13 protein-coding genes are annotated in these 16898 nt (G+C 61.7%); 5 read left to right on the top strand and 8 right to left on the bottom strand.

The window, feature by feature from the left end:
- Window positions 1-200: 200 nt before the first annotated feature.
- Window positions 201-1196 (bottom strand): FecR family protein, encoded by a 996-nt coding sequence (locus tag M2497_RS17445; RefSeq protein WP_248481938.1) that lies wholly within the window; start codon window positions 1194-1196, stop codon window positions 201-203.
- A 154-nt stretch (window positions 1197-1350) separates the two neighbouring features.
- Between M2497_RS17445 and M2497_RS17440 the strand changes: the two genes are divergently transcribed.
- Complete coding sequence (locus tag M2497_RS17440; RefSeq protein WP_248481936.1) at window positions 1351-1620, top strand: PepSY domain-containing protein; 270 nt, start codon at window positions 1351-1353, stop codon at window positions 1618-1620.
- A gap of 18 nt (window positions 1621-1638) precedes the next feature.
- On the opposite strand, the gene M2497_RS17435 is transcribed toward M2497_RS17440, so the two are convergent.
- On the bottom strand, window positions 1639-6795 hold the full coding sequence (locus M2497_RS17435; protein WP_248481934.1) for a DUF6543 domain-containing protein: 5157 nt from the start codon (window positions 6793-6795) through the stop codon (window positions 1639-1641).
- A 189-nt stretch (window positions 6796-6984) separates the two neighbouring features.
- Between M2497_RS17435 and M2497_RS17430 the strand changes: the two genes are divergently transcribed.
- On the top strand, window positions 6985-8013 hold the full coding sequence (locus M2497_RS17430; protein ID WP_248481932.1) for an Ldh family oxidoreductase: 1029 nt from the start codon (window positions 6985-6987) through the stop codon (window positions 8011-8013).
- Between the two features lie 33 nt (window positions 8014-8046).
- On the opposite strand, the gene M2497_RS17425 is transcribed toward M2497_RS17430, so the two are convergent.
- On the bottom strand, window positions 8047-8367 hold the full coding sequence (locus M2497_RS17425; RefSeq protein WP_032887039.1) for a DUF883 family protein: 321 nt from the start codon (window positions 8365-8367) through the stop codon (window positions 8047-8049).
- A 163-nt stretch (window positions 8368-8530) separates the two neighbouring features.
- Here M2497_RS17425 and M2497_RS17420 point away from each other — a divergent pair, with 163 nt between their 5' ends.
- A complete protein-coding gene (locus M2497_RS17420) occupies window positions 8531-8785 on the top strand; it encodes a hypothetical protein (RefSeq protein WP_058424873.1) in 255 nt (84 codons plus the stop codon).
- Here M2497_RS17420 and M2497_RS17415 read toward each other — a convergent pair.
- Complete coding sequence (locus M2497_RS17415; protein ID WP_248481931.1) at window positions 8757-9671, bottom strand: LysR family transcriptional regulator; 915 nt, start codon at window positions 9669-9671, stop codon at window positions 8757-8759. The two genes, M2497_RS17420 and M2497_RS17415, sit on opposite strands and share 29 nt — an antisense overlap.
- Window positions 9672-9755: 84 nt before the next feature.
- Between M2497_RS17415 and M2497_RS17410 the strand changes: the two genes are divergently transcribed.
- Window positions 9756-10682, top strand: coding sequence for a carbon-nitrogen hydrolase family protein (locus M2497_RS17410; protein ID WP_248481929.1), 927 nt, complete (start codon window positions 9756-9758; stop codon window positions 10680-10682).
- Window positions 10683-10709: 27 nt separating this feature from the next.
- Here M2497_RS17410 and M2497_RS17405 read toward each other — a convergent pair whose 3' ends face one another.
- Together M2497_RS17405 and M2497_RS17400 are read right to left on the bottom strand one after the other, a co-directional pair.
- Window positions 10710-11171 carry an LEA type 2 family protein gene (locus M2497_RS17405; RefSeq protein ID WP_248481927.1) on the bottom strand — a complete coding sequence of 154 codons (462 nt, stop codon included), beginning with the start codon at window positions 11169-11171 and terminating at the stop codon, window positions 10710-10712.
- Window positions 11172-11183: 12 nt separating this feature from the next.
- On the bottom strand, window positions 11184-12611 hold the full coding sequence (locus tag M2497_RS17400; protein ID WP_058424869.1) for a nucleobase:cation symporter-2 family protein: 1428 nt from the start codon (window positions 12609-12611) through the stop codon (window positions 11184-11186).
- A gap of 234 nt (window positions 12612-12845) precedes the next feature.
- Between M2497_RS17400 and M2497_RS17395 the strand changes: the two genes are divergently transcribed.
- Window positions 12846-14471 carry a methyl-accepting chemotaxis protein gene (locus M2497_RS17395; RefSeq protein ID WP_248481924.1) on the top strand — a complete coding sequence of 542 codons (1626 nt, stop codon included), beginning with the start codon at window positions 12846-12848 and terminating at the stop codon, window positions 14469-14471.
- A 129-nt stretch (window positions 14472-14600) separates the two neighbouring features.
- Here the strand turns inward: M2497_RS17395 and M2497_RS17390 are convergent, their stop codons facing one another.
- Both M2497_RS17390 and M2497_RS17385 read right to left on the bottom strand, forming a co-directional pair.
- The gene (locus M2497_RS17390) at window positions 14601-15578 is read right to left on the bottom strand and encodes a D-glycerate dehydrogenase (protein ID WP_248481922.1); all 978 of its coding nucleotides are present in this window, start codon (window positions 15576-15578) and stop codon (window positions 14601-14603) included.
- On the bottom strand, window positions 15575-16867 hold the full coding sequence (locus M2497_RS17385) for an MFS transporter (RefSeq protein WP_248481920.1): 1293 nt from the start codon (window positions 16865-16867) through the stop codon (window positions 15575-15577). Before M2497_RS17385 ends, M2497_RS17390 begins: the two co-directional genes overlap by 4 nt.
- Window positions 16868-16898 lie beyond the last annotated feature (31 nt).

The raw sequence follows: 16898 nt of genomic DNA, 5'->3' as shown, positions 1-16898 counted from the left end.
CTGTATCAGCCGTGAGACAACCGCCCTCGAAGGCCCGGCTATCCATCCACTGCACAACCGCTTCACCCCGTTGTATCAGCGCCGTAACACCGTGCATGACGAAACGATGAATCCGCTGTGCACGGGCGATCCAGGGACGGTGTGTGTAAAAAAAATGGACAGTGCGGCCGCAACGAAGCCAAAAGCACGACGCAACAGGCTCAGCCTTTGGGGGCTTTACGCGGAATGGAATTGAGGACGGGATTGCCGTCCTGGTTCTGGGTCAGGTAGACCGGCAAAACCTTGGGCAGGGAGGGGATGAGGTTGCTGACCTCGTTGATGTTGTAGATGCCACCGATGCGAATCGCCCCGGTGCTGGCGTCGGCCAGCATCGCCGGTTTGCTGAGGTAGCGGTTGATCAGCGGCAACGCATCGGCCAGGGCCAGGTTGTCGAGGATCAGCTTGCCCTGGCGCCAGGCCAGTGCTGTGTCGTTGGGGCTGATCGCCTGCACACGGGGCGTGGCATCGCCCTGTTGATAGCTGGCCTGCATGCCAGGGGTGAGGGGGACGCTGCCGTGCACTGGGTCGCTGCTGATCTGCACCGAGCCTTCAAGCAGCATCACCCGCACCTGGTCTTCATATTTCCAGACGTTGAACTGGGTACCCGTTACGCGCACCTGGCCTGTGCCAGCGTGCACGACAAACGGGTGCGCACTGTCATGGCTGACCTTGAAGAACGCCTCGCCTTTGTTCAGGGTGACGCGGCGCTGGTCTTTGTAGTTGCTGTAGACCAGCTCGGTGCCCAGGTTGAGTTCCACCTGGCTGCCGTCGCCGAGCGTCACTTGGCGCAGGCCTTTGGCAGCATCGAACCGTTCATAGGAACTCGGCAGCCAACCGGCTTGCCAGCCGGTAAAGGCGGCGAGGGGCAGGGCGGCCAGGCAGATAGCCGCTGCCACCGCATAGGTGCGCAAACGGCTGCGCGGTTTGAATGGCACCACCACCGGCGCTGTGTCGCTGCGCGGCAGGTGGTCGGCGACGTCCCAGATCTCCAGCATCGCCGCGTATTCAAAGGCGTGCAGGGGGTGCGAATCATGCCACTGGGCAAAGGCCTGACGTTCGCCGGGCGTGCAATCGCTCGCATGCAGGCGCATGCACCAATGCGCGGCGGCGTCGGTGATAGCGTCATATTCGGCTTCTGAAAGGGCTTTTTCGCTCATTAACTCGTCCTGATTTCGCACATTCTAACCTCCTGGGAGGGACGGCGAGAACAGCCATCATGGCGATTGCACATCAATTGGAACTTATTCTCGTTTGGATGCGCCTAAAAATTTCAGGACACGTGTCAGTCATTACCACCAATGGAGTACGAAAATGCTGAAGAAAACATTAATCGCCCTGTGTGCAACCTCCGCATTGCTCAGCGCCGGCGCCGCCATGGCCGACCGCCCGGGCGCCGGTTGGATCACCATTGAAAAAGCCATCGAGGTGGCCAAGACCAAGGCCGGTTACGTCGAGGTCTACGGCGCCGAAGCCGATGACAACGGCTACTGGGAAGTCAAGGGTCGCAAGTCGGATGGCGTGGTGTACGAAGCCCGCATAGATGGGGCTTCGGGCAACGTCATTCGCGATCAGAAAGACTGATATCCACCCGGGGGCTGCTCAGGCTCCCGGGTCCAGTTCTCGACCCAGGTGAGTGATCATGTAGGCGATTGAATCGGCGTTGGCCAGGATGATGTTGATGCGTTTGCTGTCGTCACTCATGAACACCTGGCGCGCATCGTCGAGTGTCTTGGCGCCGGTGATGTTCAACACCCGGGTGCGTGCGGTCCGGGAGGCGTGGCGCCTGCCCAGTTCTTCGAATTGCTGCGCGTAATCGTCCCAGACCTTGAACAAGATGACGCCGGGTGTCTGGGTAGACAGGGCGTTCAAGCGCAAGTGATCCAGTTCGGCATGGAGTTGCCTGCCACGCGGGGACTGCACATTGATCAGGTCGGTAAACGGCCGCATGCTGTCCAGGTAGGCCAAGTCTTCAGAGTCAGACACCAAGTGGGTCAACTCGTGGATCAAGGTCGTGGCGCGTGCGTGGGCCATGATGTTGAAAGGGGCATTCAAGCGGTTCTGGTACATGTCCAGATCGGGGGCAAAAAAACGGTCGAGCAAATAGATTTTTTTGTCGATGTCGTTGGGCAGGGTGAAGGCAATCAGGTGTTCCGGGCTGTAGCGCGCGGTCCCCGTGACAAAGCGTATCGAGTCAGGATTGATCAACGTGGGGTTCACCAGTTCGTTCAACACCTCATCGATCCGTGTTTCCACTTTGCCGACGTGATCGGGCGTCAAGGCATGAACCCCGAACAGCTCGGTAAAAAAGCGGCCCAACCGGCTCAGCGGGTCGCGCGTGAGCGCGAAGTTGAGGATGTTGCGTTTGCAGGTCACCGTGTAGTACGTGGCGACGTTGAGCGCCTCGTTGATGCACTGGGCTTTCCAACTGGACAGTGCGGCGATCTGCGTCATGCCGACCGCTTCGATATTGATCGAGCCCCATTCCCCTATGCGAGTCGCGGCCCGGCCGGCAAACCGCGACATCGATTTGCCGAAACGAGGATCACGGTTTCGCAAGTCCAGCACCCATTGATTGGACGGCGTAAGCGCCAGCCCAGGCCCTGACTCTTCATCGCGGTGGATACGCCAGTGGGTACCGGCGTTTCGCGCCGGGTAGACTTTGCCTGCCACCGGCACGTAGTCCCGGCCAGTGTCCACATGGTGATAGACCTGGGTCTTGGGGTCGTGCCTCAGGTCCGTCAGGGCGACTTCGTGTTGTTCGAACGCCTGCAGGTGGGTGCGCTGCGGGGCGGTGATATCCAGCGTGGCGAGGGTGGTAGTCGCAGAGGCCTGCGTCCAGTCATTGTCATCAAAGGTGGTCGCAGGTTCACTGTCCGGGTACAGCCGGTTGAGCGCCTTGCGCAAGGACGCCAATTCGGCCACGCCGCCGACAAAGGTCCTGAGTGCCTCGCCCCAGCGATGTTGTTGCAAGTGTTCACTCGAGGCCTTGAACAGCTTGTAGCTGCGCCACACCACCAATGGGTACGCGAGCTTGCCGGCCATGAAGGTCAGCGCATTCGGAACACCCTTGTGCAGCAGGCGACCGACCACTCCCCATTGCGCCGCGCCTTGCTTGTCGAATTGACAGGCGAGCATTTTCGTCAGCAGTACGACGTTGTCCTTGAACAGGCGCATGAGAATATTGCCCAGGATGGGAGCAGACCCCAACCGAATGTCCGCCGTGTCGCGCCGATGCTGCGCCAGCAGGTTTCGATAGGTGGCCTGGTGGGGTGGGTCCAACTGTTGGAGAACCCATTCCTGCAAGTGCCCTGGGGTGGTGAGTTCACTCAGCAAGTCTTCTTCCCGAGCGTACTCGCGCAGTACATGGTGCGGGCTGTAGGGCGCGTATAACACCCAGGGGCCTGTGGCATTGGTCTGCGGCCCGATCAGGTAGACACCCTGCACGTCGGCCACTGACGCGCCGGCTGTGGCAACCAGTTGCAAGGGGCGAATGCACGCTGTCACGCCACTGACTTGCGCACGGGCGACCGCGTCGGGCATGTCGAAGACCTGCTGGATAAACCCCCAGGCCGTGGCGGAAATCCGTTCTTCGAGTTTTTCCTCATGGGCGTATTGCAGCAACTGCCAGGGCAGCTGCCGGCAGTAGCGTTGCCGGCGTGTGTGCGCGTCGTTGTCCGTGGCCAGCAGATGGGTGGTCAGCCACGTCTGATACACCGATTTGAGGTCCAACTGCTGCACCATTTGCACCACTGCTGTGCCGTCCAGCGTCGCGGGCAAGGGTGTCGCGGTGCGCGAGCGTGGGTGGATTTCATCGGCCTGCAGGTCGGGCAGGTGACGCTGGGCAAAGTCGGTCAGGCTCTGGGTGTTGCCGTTCAGCGCCTTGCGGATCGGGACCAGGATGTTGTCGGGGTGCAGTCCCAGGCCTGGGAAACGTGCTTCCAGCAGCGTGACCAATGCAGCGCTGACCTGCTCGTTCAGTGGTGTGATTCCGTGCAGGTAATCCTGTTCATCCGGTGCACTGACGCGATATTGCTCGAGCAATTCGGCGTGCAGGATCTGCTCATCGGGCGCCGCCATCCCCAGCCATACGGGGAGTGCCTGCTGGTTGGCCATGGCCCGTGCCAGTTGCATGGCCCTGGGCAGGTTGGTGGGCACGGCCTGCTGCATCACCACGTCCAGATAGTCCTGCAGGCGCCGCGCCCCCAGGTTCATCGCCAGCACCGTATCGACGTTATCGGTGAGGGTTTCGGTATGGCTTTGCAGGCGGTTGTCCAGCAGGTCGTCGTCGATACGTTGCAGTGGGCCGAGGGTGTAGGCCTGGTGCGGCGTGCGCAGGCGATTCGGCAGGTTTTCCAGGAAGGGCAGGCGTTGGATGGGGTCTTGCAGGCGTTTTTGCAAGGTTTCGCGCAGGTGCTGTATGGAGTTGAACACTTCATGACCGCGGCGGGGCGTCCACAGCACCGCCTGGCCGGAGCGCTGCGGGTCGGTGCCGCCGCGTTCGGTCAGCACCAGGCAGTTGGCCAACGGCTGCGCGGGTGAAGCGGCGTCAACCATCAGCGTCAACCCGTAGGCGTCCGGCAGGAAGCCATTCAAGGCGTGGCGCTTCACCCGCGTCAGGCTGTCGGTGCGCAATACGGTGTCGAGCATTTCCTGGCCGCGCTGCCTGAGGGTGTTGTCCAACCGGCGCAGTTCTGCCTCGCTGCGCAGCCCGAGCATCAGGGCGTGCCGCAGGTGAGCGCGATGACTGTTGAGGAACATCTGCGGGAGTGGGCGTACATCATGGTTGGCGAATGTCACCATCGCGCTGTCGATGATTGTGTTGAAGGTTGTCGTGCTCAGGCTGTTCAACTGTTTAGCGATACCGCTGCGAGGTGCGCTGTAGAACCCGACAGTGGTCGATTCGGGGACCGAAACGGCTTCATGCGCCAGGCGCTCGATGAAGTGCTCGACCATATTCAATGAGCGCAGAGGAGCACGTTCTTCGCGCTGTTGTGCGGCGGTCGCGTAGGTATTGATATTCACCTCTTCGGCCATCAACGGAAGTTGGTGTTTATCCAGCTCCGCATTCAGCGCATGGGCTGCCAACCGTCTGAGTGTCGGATGCGCCGCACGGTCCGAGGCCAGTGCCTGTTCAACTGTGTTCAACTGCTGCCATTGTTGTTTGGCGCGTTCGGCCTGCACCGTGGACGGGCGTCCATTGCTGCTGGTGATGGGGTGCAGGCTCCAGCGCCCGCCGGCGTCCAGCGTGTGCAGGCGATGGTCGATCAGGCCGCGTACATCCAGGGCACAGTCCAGCAGCGCTTCCAGGTTTACCTGGCCGTCGCTGCGACGGTACAGGCCCAGGGCGTATTCCATGTTGCTCAGTTGCTTGGCCGCAATGTCTTTGGCCAGTTCGGTAAAGATGTCGCCGTTGATGGGCACACCGATGATCTGCAGCGGGTCAAGGCCGAGCAGCACATTGCGTTCATCCAGGGATAGGAAATTGAGCAATTCGTCCTCATGCCCGCTGGCCTTGAGCATGCTGATCAAGGTGGCGTTCAGATCCTCCATGTTCTTGAGCACCTGCAGGCCGCGGGTCTGGGTGTACAGGTAGGCGTGGCTATTGCTGATCATTAGCGTGCCAGCCAGGTCGACATAGTGCTGGGAGGGCGCGCTGACGCGGATCTTTTCGATGCGCAGGTTCTCGGCATGGGCGGTGCGCGCTGCCGCGTCCGGGAGAAACATGGCCAGCAACTGCTGGCTGTCTTCGGCGCTCAGGATGCCTTGTTGGCGCTTGAGCAGCAGCTCGGCACGGAACGTGTCGCTGAGGGTCTGGGCCACTAGCTCCAGGCGGGAGTGGCCGTCCTTGATGTCTTCGTTCCAGTAGGTCTGCAACAAGCTGCCGAGCAGCTTCGACAGGATTCCCGCTGTCTGCTCCACCACGCTTTCCCAGCGACGCTGGTCCTGGGCCACCTGTGTCGGCGTCCAGCCCGAAGTGACCTGTTTGGGATGGGTAAAGGTGCGCGTCTGCCCGATGGGCCAGGTCTGTTTCAAGTAATAGTGCAGCAAGGCCTCGCTCAACGGCACGGAGGCCAGCCATTGCGGGTCGGCAGTAGGCGCTATGTCACTGAGCGCAAAGCTGTTCATGCGTGTATCGCGGTGATCGAGGCTGGGGAAGTAGGCGCGCGCCATGACGGCCAGGGACGTGTCGAGCATCGTTGGCAGCCCGGGAATACGACGCAATTGGTCGAGCATGCCCTGCACGTTGTGCAATTGGGCGTGCTGGATCGCCTGCTCCTGATGTTGCATCACCGGGCCTTCAATGGCCTGTGCCGCCACGGTCGGTGCTTTGGCAGCGTCCAGGGTTGCGCGCTGGGCAATCGACAGCAAGCGCAGCAAGTCGGCGCGGCGTGAGCGGTCCTTCAGGCGCTCGGTGATCTCGGTGAGCACGTCGGCGCGGCTGTCGAACACTTCCAGGCCGTCATAGGGCGTATAGAGCAGTGCCTTTTGCCCGTCGGGGCTGGGGCTCATGATGAACGCGCCGGCGAGGGGGATGTCCGGTTTCTGGTTGATCTGCAGCAGCAGGCTTTCCACGACCATAGGCGCTTCCTGGTGCACCGGGTTTCGGCGTGCGTGGTCGGTCGCGTAATACAGGCGATGCAGCCAGTCCAGGTCCTTGACGGTCAACCCCAGCGCACGTTCTCGCGGTGTGGGTTCGTCTCGTTTTATGGGCAGCAGGAATTCATCGAAGAAGTAGGGAGGGGTGACCCGGGCCATTGCATACTCACCGTCATTGTATGAAGGCCTCAGGGTAAGGAGGGCCGGTTCGGGCTCGGCGGTAAATAAGTGCAGCGGTGGGGGCTGATGCACAAACAGACGTTGACAGCATGCGCGGGCCGCGTTGTTTAATCGTGGGCCTGGATTTCACGCTGGTTGCCCCTTCCAATCATAAAATCGGAGCTTCAGATGTCACAGGTCCATGAGCAGGCTACGGCCCGCATCGGCTTTACCGAACTGGTGGCGTTGCTTCATCAGGTCTTCGTGAACCATGGCACCTCCCCCGAGGTGGCCGCGATCCTGGCGCGCAACTGCGCCTGTGCCGAGCGCGATGGCGCCCATAGCCATGGGGTGTTCCGTATTCCCGGTTACCTCAGCACCCTGGCCAGCGGCTGGGTGGATGGCAAGGCGGTGCCGGTGGTCACGGATGTCGCCTCAGGGTTTGTTCGCGTGGACGCAGCCAACGGCTTTGCGCAACCGGCGCTCGAAGCCGCCCGCGCGCTGTTGGTGGAGAAAGCCCGCAGTGCTGGCATTGCGCTGATGGCGATCCACAACTCCCACCATTTCGCCGCCCTGTGGCCGGATGTCGAGCCGTTCGCCGAAGAAGGCCTGGTGGCCCTGAGCGTGGTCAACAGCATGACCTGCGTGGTGCCCCATGGCGCCGACCGCCCGTTGTTCGGCACCAACCCCATCGCCTTTGCCGCACCTCGCGCCGATGGCATGCCGATTGTGTTTGACCTGGCCACCAGCGCTATCGCCCATGGCGATGTGCAGATCGCCGCGCGCAAAGGCGAGCGCCTGCCGCCGGGCATGGGCGTCGACAGCCTGGGCCAGCCGACCCAGGACCCCAAGGCGATCCTGGAAGGCGGTGCACTCCTGCCATTTGGCGGGCACAAAGGGTCGGCGTTGTCGATGATGGTCGAACTGCTGGCTGCGGCGTTGACCGGCGGCAATTTTTCCTTCGAATTCAATTGGGCCGATCATCCGGGGGCGCGTACACCCTGGACCGGCCAACTGTTGATCGTGATCGACCCGAGCAAGACCGCCGGGCAAGCGTTCGCCGAGCGCAGCCAGGAGCTGGTGCGGCAGATGCATGCGGTGGGGTTGCGGCGTTTACCGGGGGATCGGCGCCATCGCACACGGGCGAAGTCGCAGGAGCAGGGGATCGAAATCGATCGCAAAGAGTTGGCACACTTGCGGGAGATCGCGGGACTTTAAACAGGGCTGCGCCGCTGGCGCAGCCCGTCTTGCTTAGTTGCGGCGACCGAGCAGCAGGCCGACCACCAGGCCAAAACCTGCGGAAATCGCCACGGTCTGCCATGGGTGGCCACCGATGTAGGTCTCGGTGGCGTCCACCACCGGCTTGCTGCGTTCGCGCACATTGGACACCGAGTCCAGGGCTTGCTTGAGCTTGATGGCGACCTGCTCACGCAGGGTTTCGCCTTCTTCGCCGACCAGGGCGGCGCTGCTTTTGAGCAGTTTGTCCGATTCTTCGATCAGCGCGGTCAGTTCGCTGAAGGCTTGGTCCTTGATTTGGTCTTCGACGGCTTGGGCAGCGGTTTTGCGGGCCATTGTGTGACTCCTTGCGAGTGAATGTGGCAGTGAACAATGGAGTGTCGGCCAGCGGCAAAAGTTGCAGTTTTTTTGCCGCTGCCTGTTCTTGAGCAAAATCCGGATCAGGAAATTTCGACCTACAGTGTAAGATGTCACCTATTTGTGCAGCAGGTAATTCAACATGAGCTTCAATCTCGCCAACAAGACCCTCGCCGAACGCGCCGAGCTGGAAGATGAAAAGTCCCGCCTCTACGACCTGTGGCAAACCAACCTGGGCAAGGCCAAGGGCGAAGCCGCACGCTTGTTCGGTGAGCGCGCCAAGCGCAAGGGCAAGTGGGCCGAATGGGTCCGCGCAGAGCTCGACGGCATGTCGCCGCCGGAGTTCTCCAACATGGTGCGCAGCGAAGTCAACAAGCTGATGGCGGCCAACAAGTAAAGCTCGCCACGATCGCTTCACGCACTTTCAGCAACAACGGATCAAGCTGCGCCTGGGTACGCCAGCCCAGCTCCACCGGGTAGCGCGGCAGTACCAGCGGGCAGGGCAACACGCGCAGGCCGGTCATCTCTGCAATGGCCTGGGCCGCATGCCCCGGAATTGTGGCTACCGCTTGGCTGCCCTTGAGCAAAAACGGTAGCGCGGCAAAGTGGCTGGTCGACGCGCACACCTGGCGGCTCAGGCCCTGCGCCGCCAGGCCTTCATCGGTGATGCCGATAAACCCGCCTGACGACACCAGAATGTGCTCACGCGTGACAAACTCGTCCAGGCTGATGTGTGCCTGGTCCGAATCCACCAGGCAGCGATAATCACCTTCCCCCAGCACCTGGCGGCTCAGCCTGCCCTGGGCAAAACCGCCGGCGGTAATTGCCAGGTCCAGGGTGCGGTCGAGCAGGGCACCGGCGACGATCTGGCTGTGGGTCTGACGGAAAATCACCCGCAATTTGGGTGCACGCTGTGCAATCGCCTCTATAAGACGGCGGCCATAGGCCAGCTCGAAATCATCGGATAACCCAAGCACCACCGAGCGGCCCTGATACTGCTGGTTATCCGGATTGACCATTGCCAGGCTCTGCCGACAGCGGTCCAGCGCCTCACTGATCACCGGTTTCAACTGGTTGGCCCGCAACGTCGGCGCCAGGCCGCGCCCGGTACGCACGAACAATTGATCGCCATACACCTCGCGCAAGCGCCGCAAACCTGCACTGATCGCCGATTGCGTGACGCCCAGGCGCAAGGCTGCGCGACTGGCGCTGGACTCGTCGTGCAGGGCTTCGAAGGTTTTCAGCAGGTTGAGATCGATCTGGGCGATATTCATCTGGCTCATATCATTCAGCACTGAAGTGGGCTTTATTCATGATCGAGGCTGGCGGGAGAATGGGCAACCCCCCCTTTATTTGGAGTGATCGTGATGCCTGTTTCTACTGTGGCAGCCCTGCAAATCGGTTCCTTGCCCGGCGGCAAGGGTGAAACCCTGGCGCAAATCCTGAGTTATGAGGACCAGATCCTGCGCAGCGGCGCGCAATTGGTGGTGATGCCTGAAGCGCTGCTGGGTGGCTACCCCAAGGGCGAGGCGTTCGGCACACAGTTGGGTTACCGCCTGCCGGAAGGCCGCGAAGCCTTCGCCCGTTACGTTGCCAATGCCATCGATGTCCCAGGTGTGGAAACCGAGGCGCTGGCCGGCCTGTCGGCGCGTACCGGGGCCAGTCTGGTGCTCGGTGTGATCGAGCGCAGTGGCAGCACCCTGTATTGCACCGTGCTGTACTTCGAGCCGGCGGGCGGCCTGGTGGCCAAGCACCGCAAGCTGATGCCCACCGGTACCGAACGGCTGATCTGGGGTAAGGGCGATGGCTCGACGCTGCCGGTGATCGACACAGCGGTGGGCCGCATCGGTGGCGCAGTGTGTTGGGAAAACATGATGCCTCTGCTGCGCACGGCGATGTATGCCAAGGGCGTGGAAGTGTGGTGCGCGCCGACAGTGGATGAGCGTGAGATGTGGCAGGTGAGCATGCGTCATGTGGCGCATGAAGGGCGTTGCTTTGTGGTCAGCGCGTGCCAGGTCCAGGCCTCGCCTGAGGCGTTGGGTATCGAGGTGGCCAACTGGCCTTCAGACCGCCCTTTGATTGCGGGCGGCAGTGTGATTGTCGGGCCGATGGGCGACATTCTCGCCGGGCCGTTGCTGGGAGAGGCCGGGCTGCTGACGGCCCGCATTGATACCGATGAGCTGGTGCGCGCGCGGTACGACTATGACGTGGTGGGGCATTACGCCCGGCCGGATGTCTTCGAGTTGACGGTGGACGAACGCGCCAAGCCTGGCGTGCGCTACATCACCGACTGAGCACAACCTTGTGGCAAGCCGTGTCAATTACCAGGTGGCGGTATTGGGCAGGTTCAGCGTGCCACGGTCCACAAAGCGCATCGTGCCGAACAGCCCACCCGCCAGTTTGCCTCGCAGCACGTAGGGCAGGTTGTTCAGGCTCTGGGTCTGGCTCAGGCCCAGGGTCTGACGCAACACGGAGAACGCCGAAACACTCACCGGGACCATCAGGACGGTCTCGGAGAAACGCGGGATGGAGCCGCTCTGGTCACTTACCCCTGATGCCAACGGCCGGCCATTGACCTCCAGGTCCAGGGCCACGCCGTTGTAGTCGATCGCCGTTTCATTGGGGTTCTGCACCCGCAGCTTCACGGCGAAGCGCACTTCCAGGTCCTGGCTTTGCAGCGGCTCGATGCCGACCACATTGATGTTCACCGGATCACGGTTGGGGAACAGCGCACAGGCGCTCAAGCTCAGCAGCAACAGCGATAGAACCATGAGCCTGCGCATACAAAGGTGCTCCTATTTCGTGACGTCCGGGTCCTGCATCACTTTGAGGGTAGAGGACTCCGGATCAAATTCATCTTCTTCCAGCTCTATGAACTCTTCCGGCAGGAAAATGTTCAGCAGGATTGCACAGAAAGCGCCCACGGTGATCGGCGACTCGAAGATGTTGTGCAGCGCCTTGGGCAGCTCGCGCAATACTTCCGGCACCGCGGCGACGCCCAGGCCCATACCGAGGGAGATCGCCACGATCAGCACATTGCGCCGGTGCAACCCGGCTTCGGCAAGGATCTTGATCCCGGCCACGGCCACGGTGCCGAACATGATCAGTGTGGCGCCGCCCAACACCGGTTTGGGCATCAGTTGCAGTACCGCGCCGATCATCGGGAACAGCCCCAGCAGCACCAGCAGCCCGGCGATAAAGTACGCCACGTAGCGGCTGGCCACGCCGGTCAACTGGATCACGCCGTTGTTCTGGGCGAAGGTCACCATCGGCAGGCTGTTGAAGGTGGCGGCCATCGCGGAGTTGAGACCATCGGCCAGCAGGCCGGACTTGATGCGCTTGATGTACAGCGGGCCCTTGACCGGCTGTTGGGAAATCATCGAGTTGGCCGTCAGGTCACCGGCTGCTTCCAGCGGCGAGATCAGGAAGATCACCGCCACCGGGATAAACGCCACCCAGTCGAACGAGAAACCGTACTTGAACGGCACCGGCACGCTGATCAGCGGCACTTCAGGCAGCGCCGCCATGTCCACGCGGCCCAGCAGCCAGGCCACGACGAAGCCCAGGGTCAGGCCGATCACGATCGAACCCAGGCGCAGGAAGGGGTTATTGAAGCGGTTCAGCACCACGATAGTCAGCAGTACCAGCGCCGCCAGGCCCATGTTGCTCGCCGCGCCAAGGTCGCTGGCGCCAAACCCGCCGGCCATGTCGGTGACCGCCACCTTGATCAGCGACAAGCCCATCAGCGTGATGATGGTGCCGGTGACCACCGGGGTGATCAGTTTGCGCAGCTTGCCGATGAATTGGCTGAGCACCACCTCGATGAAAGCGGCGAAAAAGCAGATGCCAAAGATCGTCGAGAGGATCTCGTCGGTGCCGCCACCCCGGGCCTTGACCATGAAGCCCGCGCTGAGAATCACGCTGATAAACGAGAAACTGGTGCCTTGCAGGCACAGCAGCCCCGAGCCGATCGGGCCGAAGGTGCGCGCCTGCACAAAGGTGCCGAGCCCTGACACGAACAGCGCCATGCTCACCAAGTACGGCACTTCGCTTTCCAGGCCCAGCACGCCGCCGACGATCAGCGTAGGCGTAATAATCCCGACGAAGCTCGCCAACACATGCTGCAGTGCGGCAAATATGGCGGCGGTGAAGTGCGGGCGGTCTTCCAGGCCGTAGATCAGGTCGGATTTATAGCGGGGGCGGGGAGCTTGAGCGTCAGACAAAATGCGGGCTCGGGTCAGAAAATGGAGGCGCAGGATGCCAGAAACTGCCTGTCGTCAGAAGTGTAAAAAAATATTTATAAAGCCCCCTGCGGGAAACCACAGCGCCAGCCGATAGCGTGGTTAGGCCCACATACTAACGACAACAGTGGTGACCAAGGTCCGAGCAGCGCGTTGACGCTGACGGATCGTTTCGCGGCAGGGACGCTCGCAAACACTACTTCTGAGAGCACCCCTATGTCCCTCCGTAATCTGAATATCGCTCCTCGCGCTTCTCTTGGCTTCGCGTTTATTGCTGTGTTGGTGGTTGTATTGGGGGTGTTTGCGGTCAACCGTATGACGCTGATCCGCCAGGCCTCGGTGGACATGAGTGCCAACCAACTGCCCAGCGTGACGTCACTGGCGGTGATCACCGAAAACGTGCTGCGTTTGCGCATTCTCTCCTTCCGCGTACTGGTCAACCGTGAACTGGCTGGCCTTCAGGAAGCTGAAGTGCGTATGGGCGTGCTGGCCGACAAGGTCAAAACCGCCCAGGCCAGTTACGCCGCCATGCCGGCCGGCCCGGAGGAGGCCGCTCTGTACAAAACGTTCACGGTCACCCTGGACAACTATTTCAAGGCCCAGGCCGAAATGCTGGCGCTGTCCAAGCAGAACAAGGTCGATGACATGCGTGCCCTGATCAACACGCGGATCAAGGACGGCACCGACCAGATGGGCGAGCAACTGAACAAGCTGATCGCCATCAATGCGGCCGACGCCAAGCAAGCCAACGAGGACGCCGGGCAAAGTTACGACAGCGCTATCACGGGCGTTATTGCGGTTTCAGTTACCGCCGCATTGCTGACCGTATTGCTGGCCTGGTTGCTCACCCGCAGCATCGTCGCCCCTTTGCGCAAAGCCGTGGAAGTGGCCGAAACCATCGCTGGTGGCAACCTGACCAAAATCATTGAAGACGACGGCAAGGACGAACCGGCCCGTTTGCTCAACGCCTTGTCGACCATGCAATGCAACCTGCGCCAGACCATCCAGCACATTGCCGGCTCGGCCACCCAACTGGCGTCTGCCGCTGAGGAGTTGAGCGCGGTCACCGAGGAAGCCTCCAAGGGCCTGCAGCAACAGAACAATGAAATCGACCAGGCCGCCACGGCGGTCAATGAGATGACGGCGGCGGTGGAAGAAGTGGCGCGCAACGCGGTGTCCACCTCCGAGGCGTCGACCCAGTCCAACCAGGCGGCGCGGGAAGGGCGTGACCGTGTGGTGGAAACCGTCGGCGCGATCCAGACCATGACCCAGGACGTGCAGAACACTGCCGCGATGATCGAAGGCCTGGCCACCCAAGGCCGGGACATTGGCAAGGTGCTGGACGTGATCCGCGCGATTGCCGAACAGACCAACCTGCTGGCGCTTAACGCCGCCATCGAAGCGGCGCGTGCCGGTGAAGCAGGGCGTGGCTTTGCGGTAGTGGCCGACGAAGTGCGGGCATTGGCCCACCGTACGGCGCAGTCGACCCAGGAAATCGAGAAAATGGTCGCCGGTATCCAGAACGGCACCGGTGAAGCCGTGCAATCGATGCAACAGAGCAACCAGCGTACCCAGGACACCCTGGAAATGGCCCGCGCCGCCGGTGTGGCCCTGGAGCAGATCACCCAGTCCATCAGCCTGATCAACGAGCGTAACCTGGTGATCGCCAGCGCTTCGGAAGAACAGGCCCAGGTGTCCCGCGAAGTGGACCGCAACCTGGTCAATATCCGCGACCTGGCGACCCAGTCGGCGGCGGGTGCCAACCAGACCAGCGCGGCCAGCCATGAGCTGTCGCGGTTGGCGGTGGACCTGAATGGGATGGTGGCGCGGTTCGTTATCTGACCTGAAATAGGGTCAAAAGGTGGGAGGGGGCTTGCCCCCGATTGCAATGTGTCAGCTAGACATTGGCTGACTGATACACCGCCATCGGGGGCAAGCCCCCTCCCACATTTGCCCTGTGTTGTGTCAGCGCTATTGCTTCCAGGCCCCTGGGTTCACCAGGTTTTTCGGTTTTTCACCCGCCAGCGCCTGCAACAGATTCTCCACCGCACACGTAGCCATGGCTTCCCGCGTCTCATGGGTGGCCGAGCCGATATGCGGCGTGGCCACCACATTGTTCAAGCGCAACAACGGCGAGCCATGATCCAGCGGCTCCTGCTCGAACACATCCAACCCCGCCGCCCGAATGGTGCGCTGTTGCAACGCCTCCACCAGCGCCGCCTCATCCACCACCTTGCCCCGCGAGATATTGATGAAGATCGTGTCCGGGCCCATCAGCGCGAATTGTTCGGCGCCGATCAACTTCTCGGTTTCAGCGGTGAGTGGCAGCGTCAGGCAGACAAAGTCGGCCTGTTGCAGCAAGTCGTTCAGGCTGCGGTATTGCGCGCCAAAGCGGGCTTCCACCGCAGGCTTGGGCGAGTGGCTGTGGTAGATCACCGGCATGCCAAAGCCAAAATGCCCGCGCTGGGCCAGGGCTTCGCCGATGCGGCCCATGCCGATGATACCCAGGGTCTTGCCATGCACATCGCTGCCGAAATGCGCCGGGCCGATGTTTTTGCTCCATTGGCCGGCGCGCACCATGTCGGCCAGCTCGACCACGCGCCGCGCGGTGGCCAGGATCAGTGCAAAGCCGGTGTCGGCGGTGGTTTCGGTGAGCACGTCCGGGGTGTTGCTGAGCAGGATGCCGCGCCCGGTGAGGTAGTCGATATCGTAATTGTCGACGCCCACCGACACGCTCGCCACTGCCTCCAATTTTGGTGCCAGGTCCAGCAGCTTGGCGTCCAGGCGCAGGCTTGCGCCCAGAAGGCCGTGGGCGCCGGGCAGCGCGTCGCGCAACTTGGCCAGGCCGGTGTCGTCCAGTGCTTCGATCAGGGTGACCTCCGCCTGTTCATGCAGGCGGGCCATCAACGGCGCGGAGAGTTTCTTGTACAACACGACAGACTTTTTCATGCGGTCTTTACCTTCAATTCCAGGTTGGGCGCCGGTGTGCGGTCACTGGCACCGGGCTTGAGAAAAATCGTCAATACCACCGACAGCAGCAACGCGCCGCTCATCAGCAGGTACGAGGCGCCGGGCGAACCGGTGCTGCTATTGAGGTAGCCCACCAGGTACGAACCGCCGAACGAACCGAGGGCGCCCATGCTGTTGATCAGCGCCATGGCGCCACCGGCGACGTTGGCCGGGAGGATTTCCGGGACAATCGCGAAAAACGGTCCGTAAGGCGCATACATGCACGCGCCGGCAATCACCAGCAGGGTGTACGACCACCAGAAGTGTTCGGCGCCGAGCACGTAGGAGGCATAGAACGCGATGGAGGCGATCAACAACGGCGGCCACACGAAGCGCTTACGTTTTTGCAGCTTGTCCGAGCCCCACGACACCACCAGCATGCCGATCACCGCCGCCAGGTAAGGCAATGCCGACAACCAGCCGGCCTCGACCATGTCCATCTGCAAGCCTTGCTTGAGGATCGACGGCAGCCACAACACGAAGCCGTACACACCAATGCTCCAGCAGAAGAATTGCAGGGCCAGGATGATCACCTTGGGCGAGCGGAATGCCTCGGCATAGTTCTTCACCGCCTTGATGCCCACCTGTTCAGCGGCCAGCGCGCTTTCCAGGTCTTGTTTCTCGGCGTCACTCAGCCATTTGGCCTGGGCGGGCTTTTCATCCGCCAGTTTCCACCAGATAAACGCCCACAACACCGCCGGCAGGCCTTCGATGATAAACATCCAGCGCCAGCTGAAATGCTGCACCAGGTAGCCCGACACCACCGACATCCACAGCATGGTCACCGGGTTGCCGAGGATCAGGAAGGTATTGGCGCGCGAGCGTTCGGCACGGGTGAACCAGTGGCACAGGTACACCAGCATCGCCGGCATCACCGCCGCTTCCACCACGCCAAGCATGAAGCGGATCACGATCAGCATGTAGGCGTTGGAGACCACGCCGGTCAGGGTAGCGAGGCCACCCCACAGGATCAGGCTGACGAAGATCAGCTTCTTGACGCTACGCTTTTGCGCATAGATCGCCCCCGGTACCTGGAAAAAAAAGTAGCCGAGGAAAAACAGCGCCCCCAGCAACGACGACATGCCGGGGGTGATCATCAGGTCTTCGGCCATCCCGGAGGCGGCGGCGAAGCCATAGTTGGCGCGGTCCAGGTACGCCAGGCTGTAGGTGATAAAAACGATGGGCATGATGTACCACCAACGGCGGGTGGCGAGTTTCACGGTGTCCATGGGGTTGCTCCTGAGCTTGTTGTAGTTGTGG

This window comes from Pseudomonas sp. CYM-20-01 (genome assembly GCF_023169845.1).
Lineage (GTDB): Bacteria > Pseudomonadota > Gammaproteobacteria > Pseudomonadales > Pseudomonadaceae > Aquipseudomonas > Aquipseudomonas azotoformans.
The sequence above is the reverse complement of the archived record's forward strand: the minus strand, read 5'-3'. Positions and strand labels throughout refer to the sequence as shown.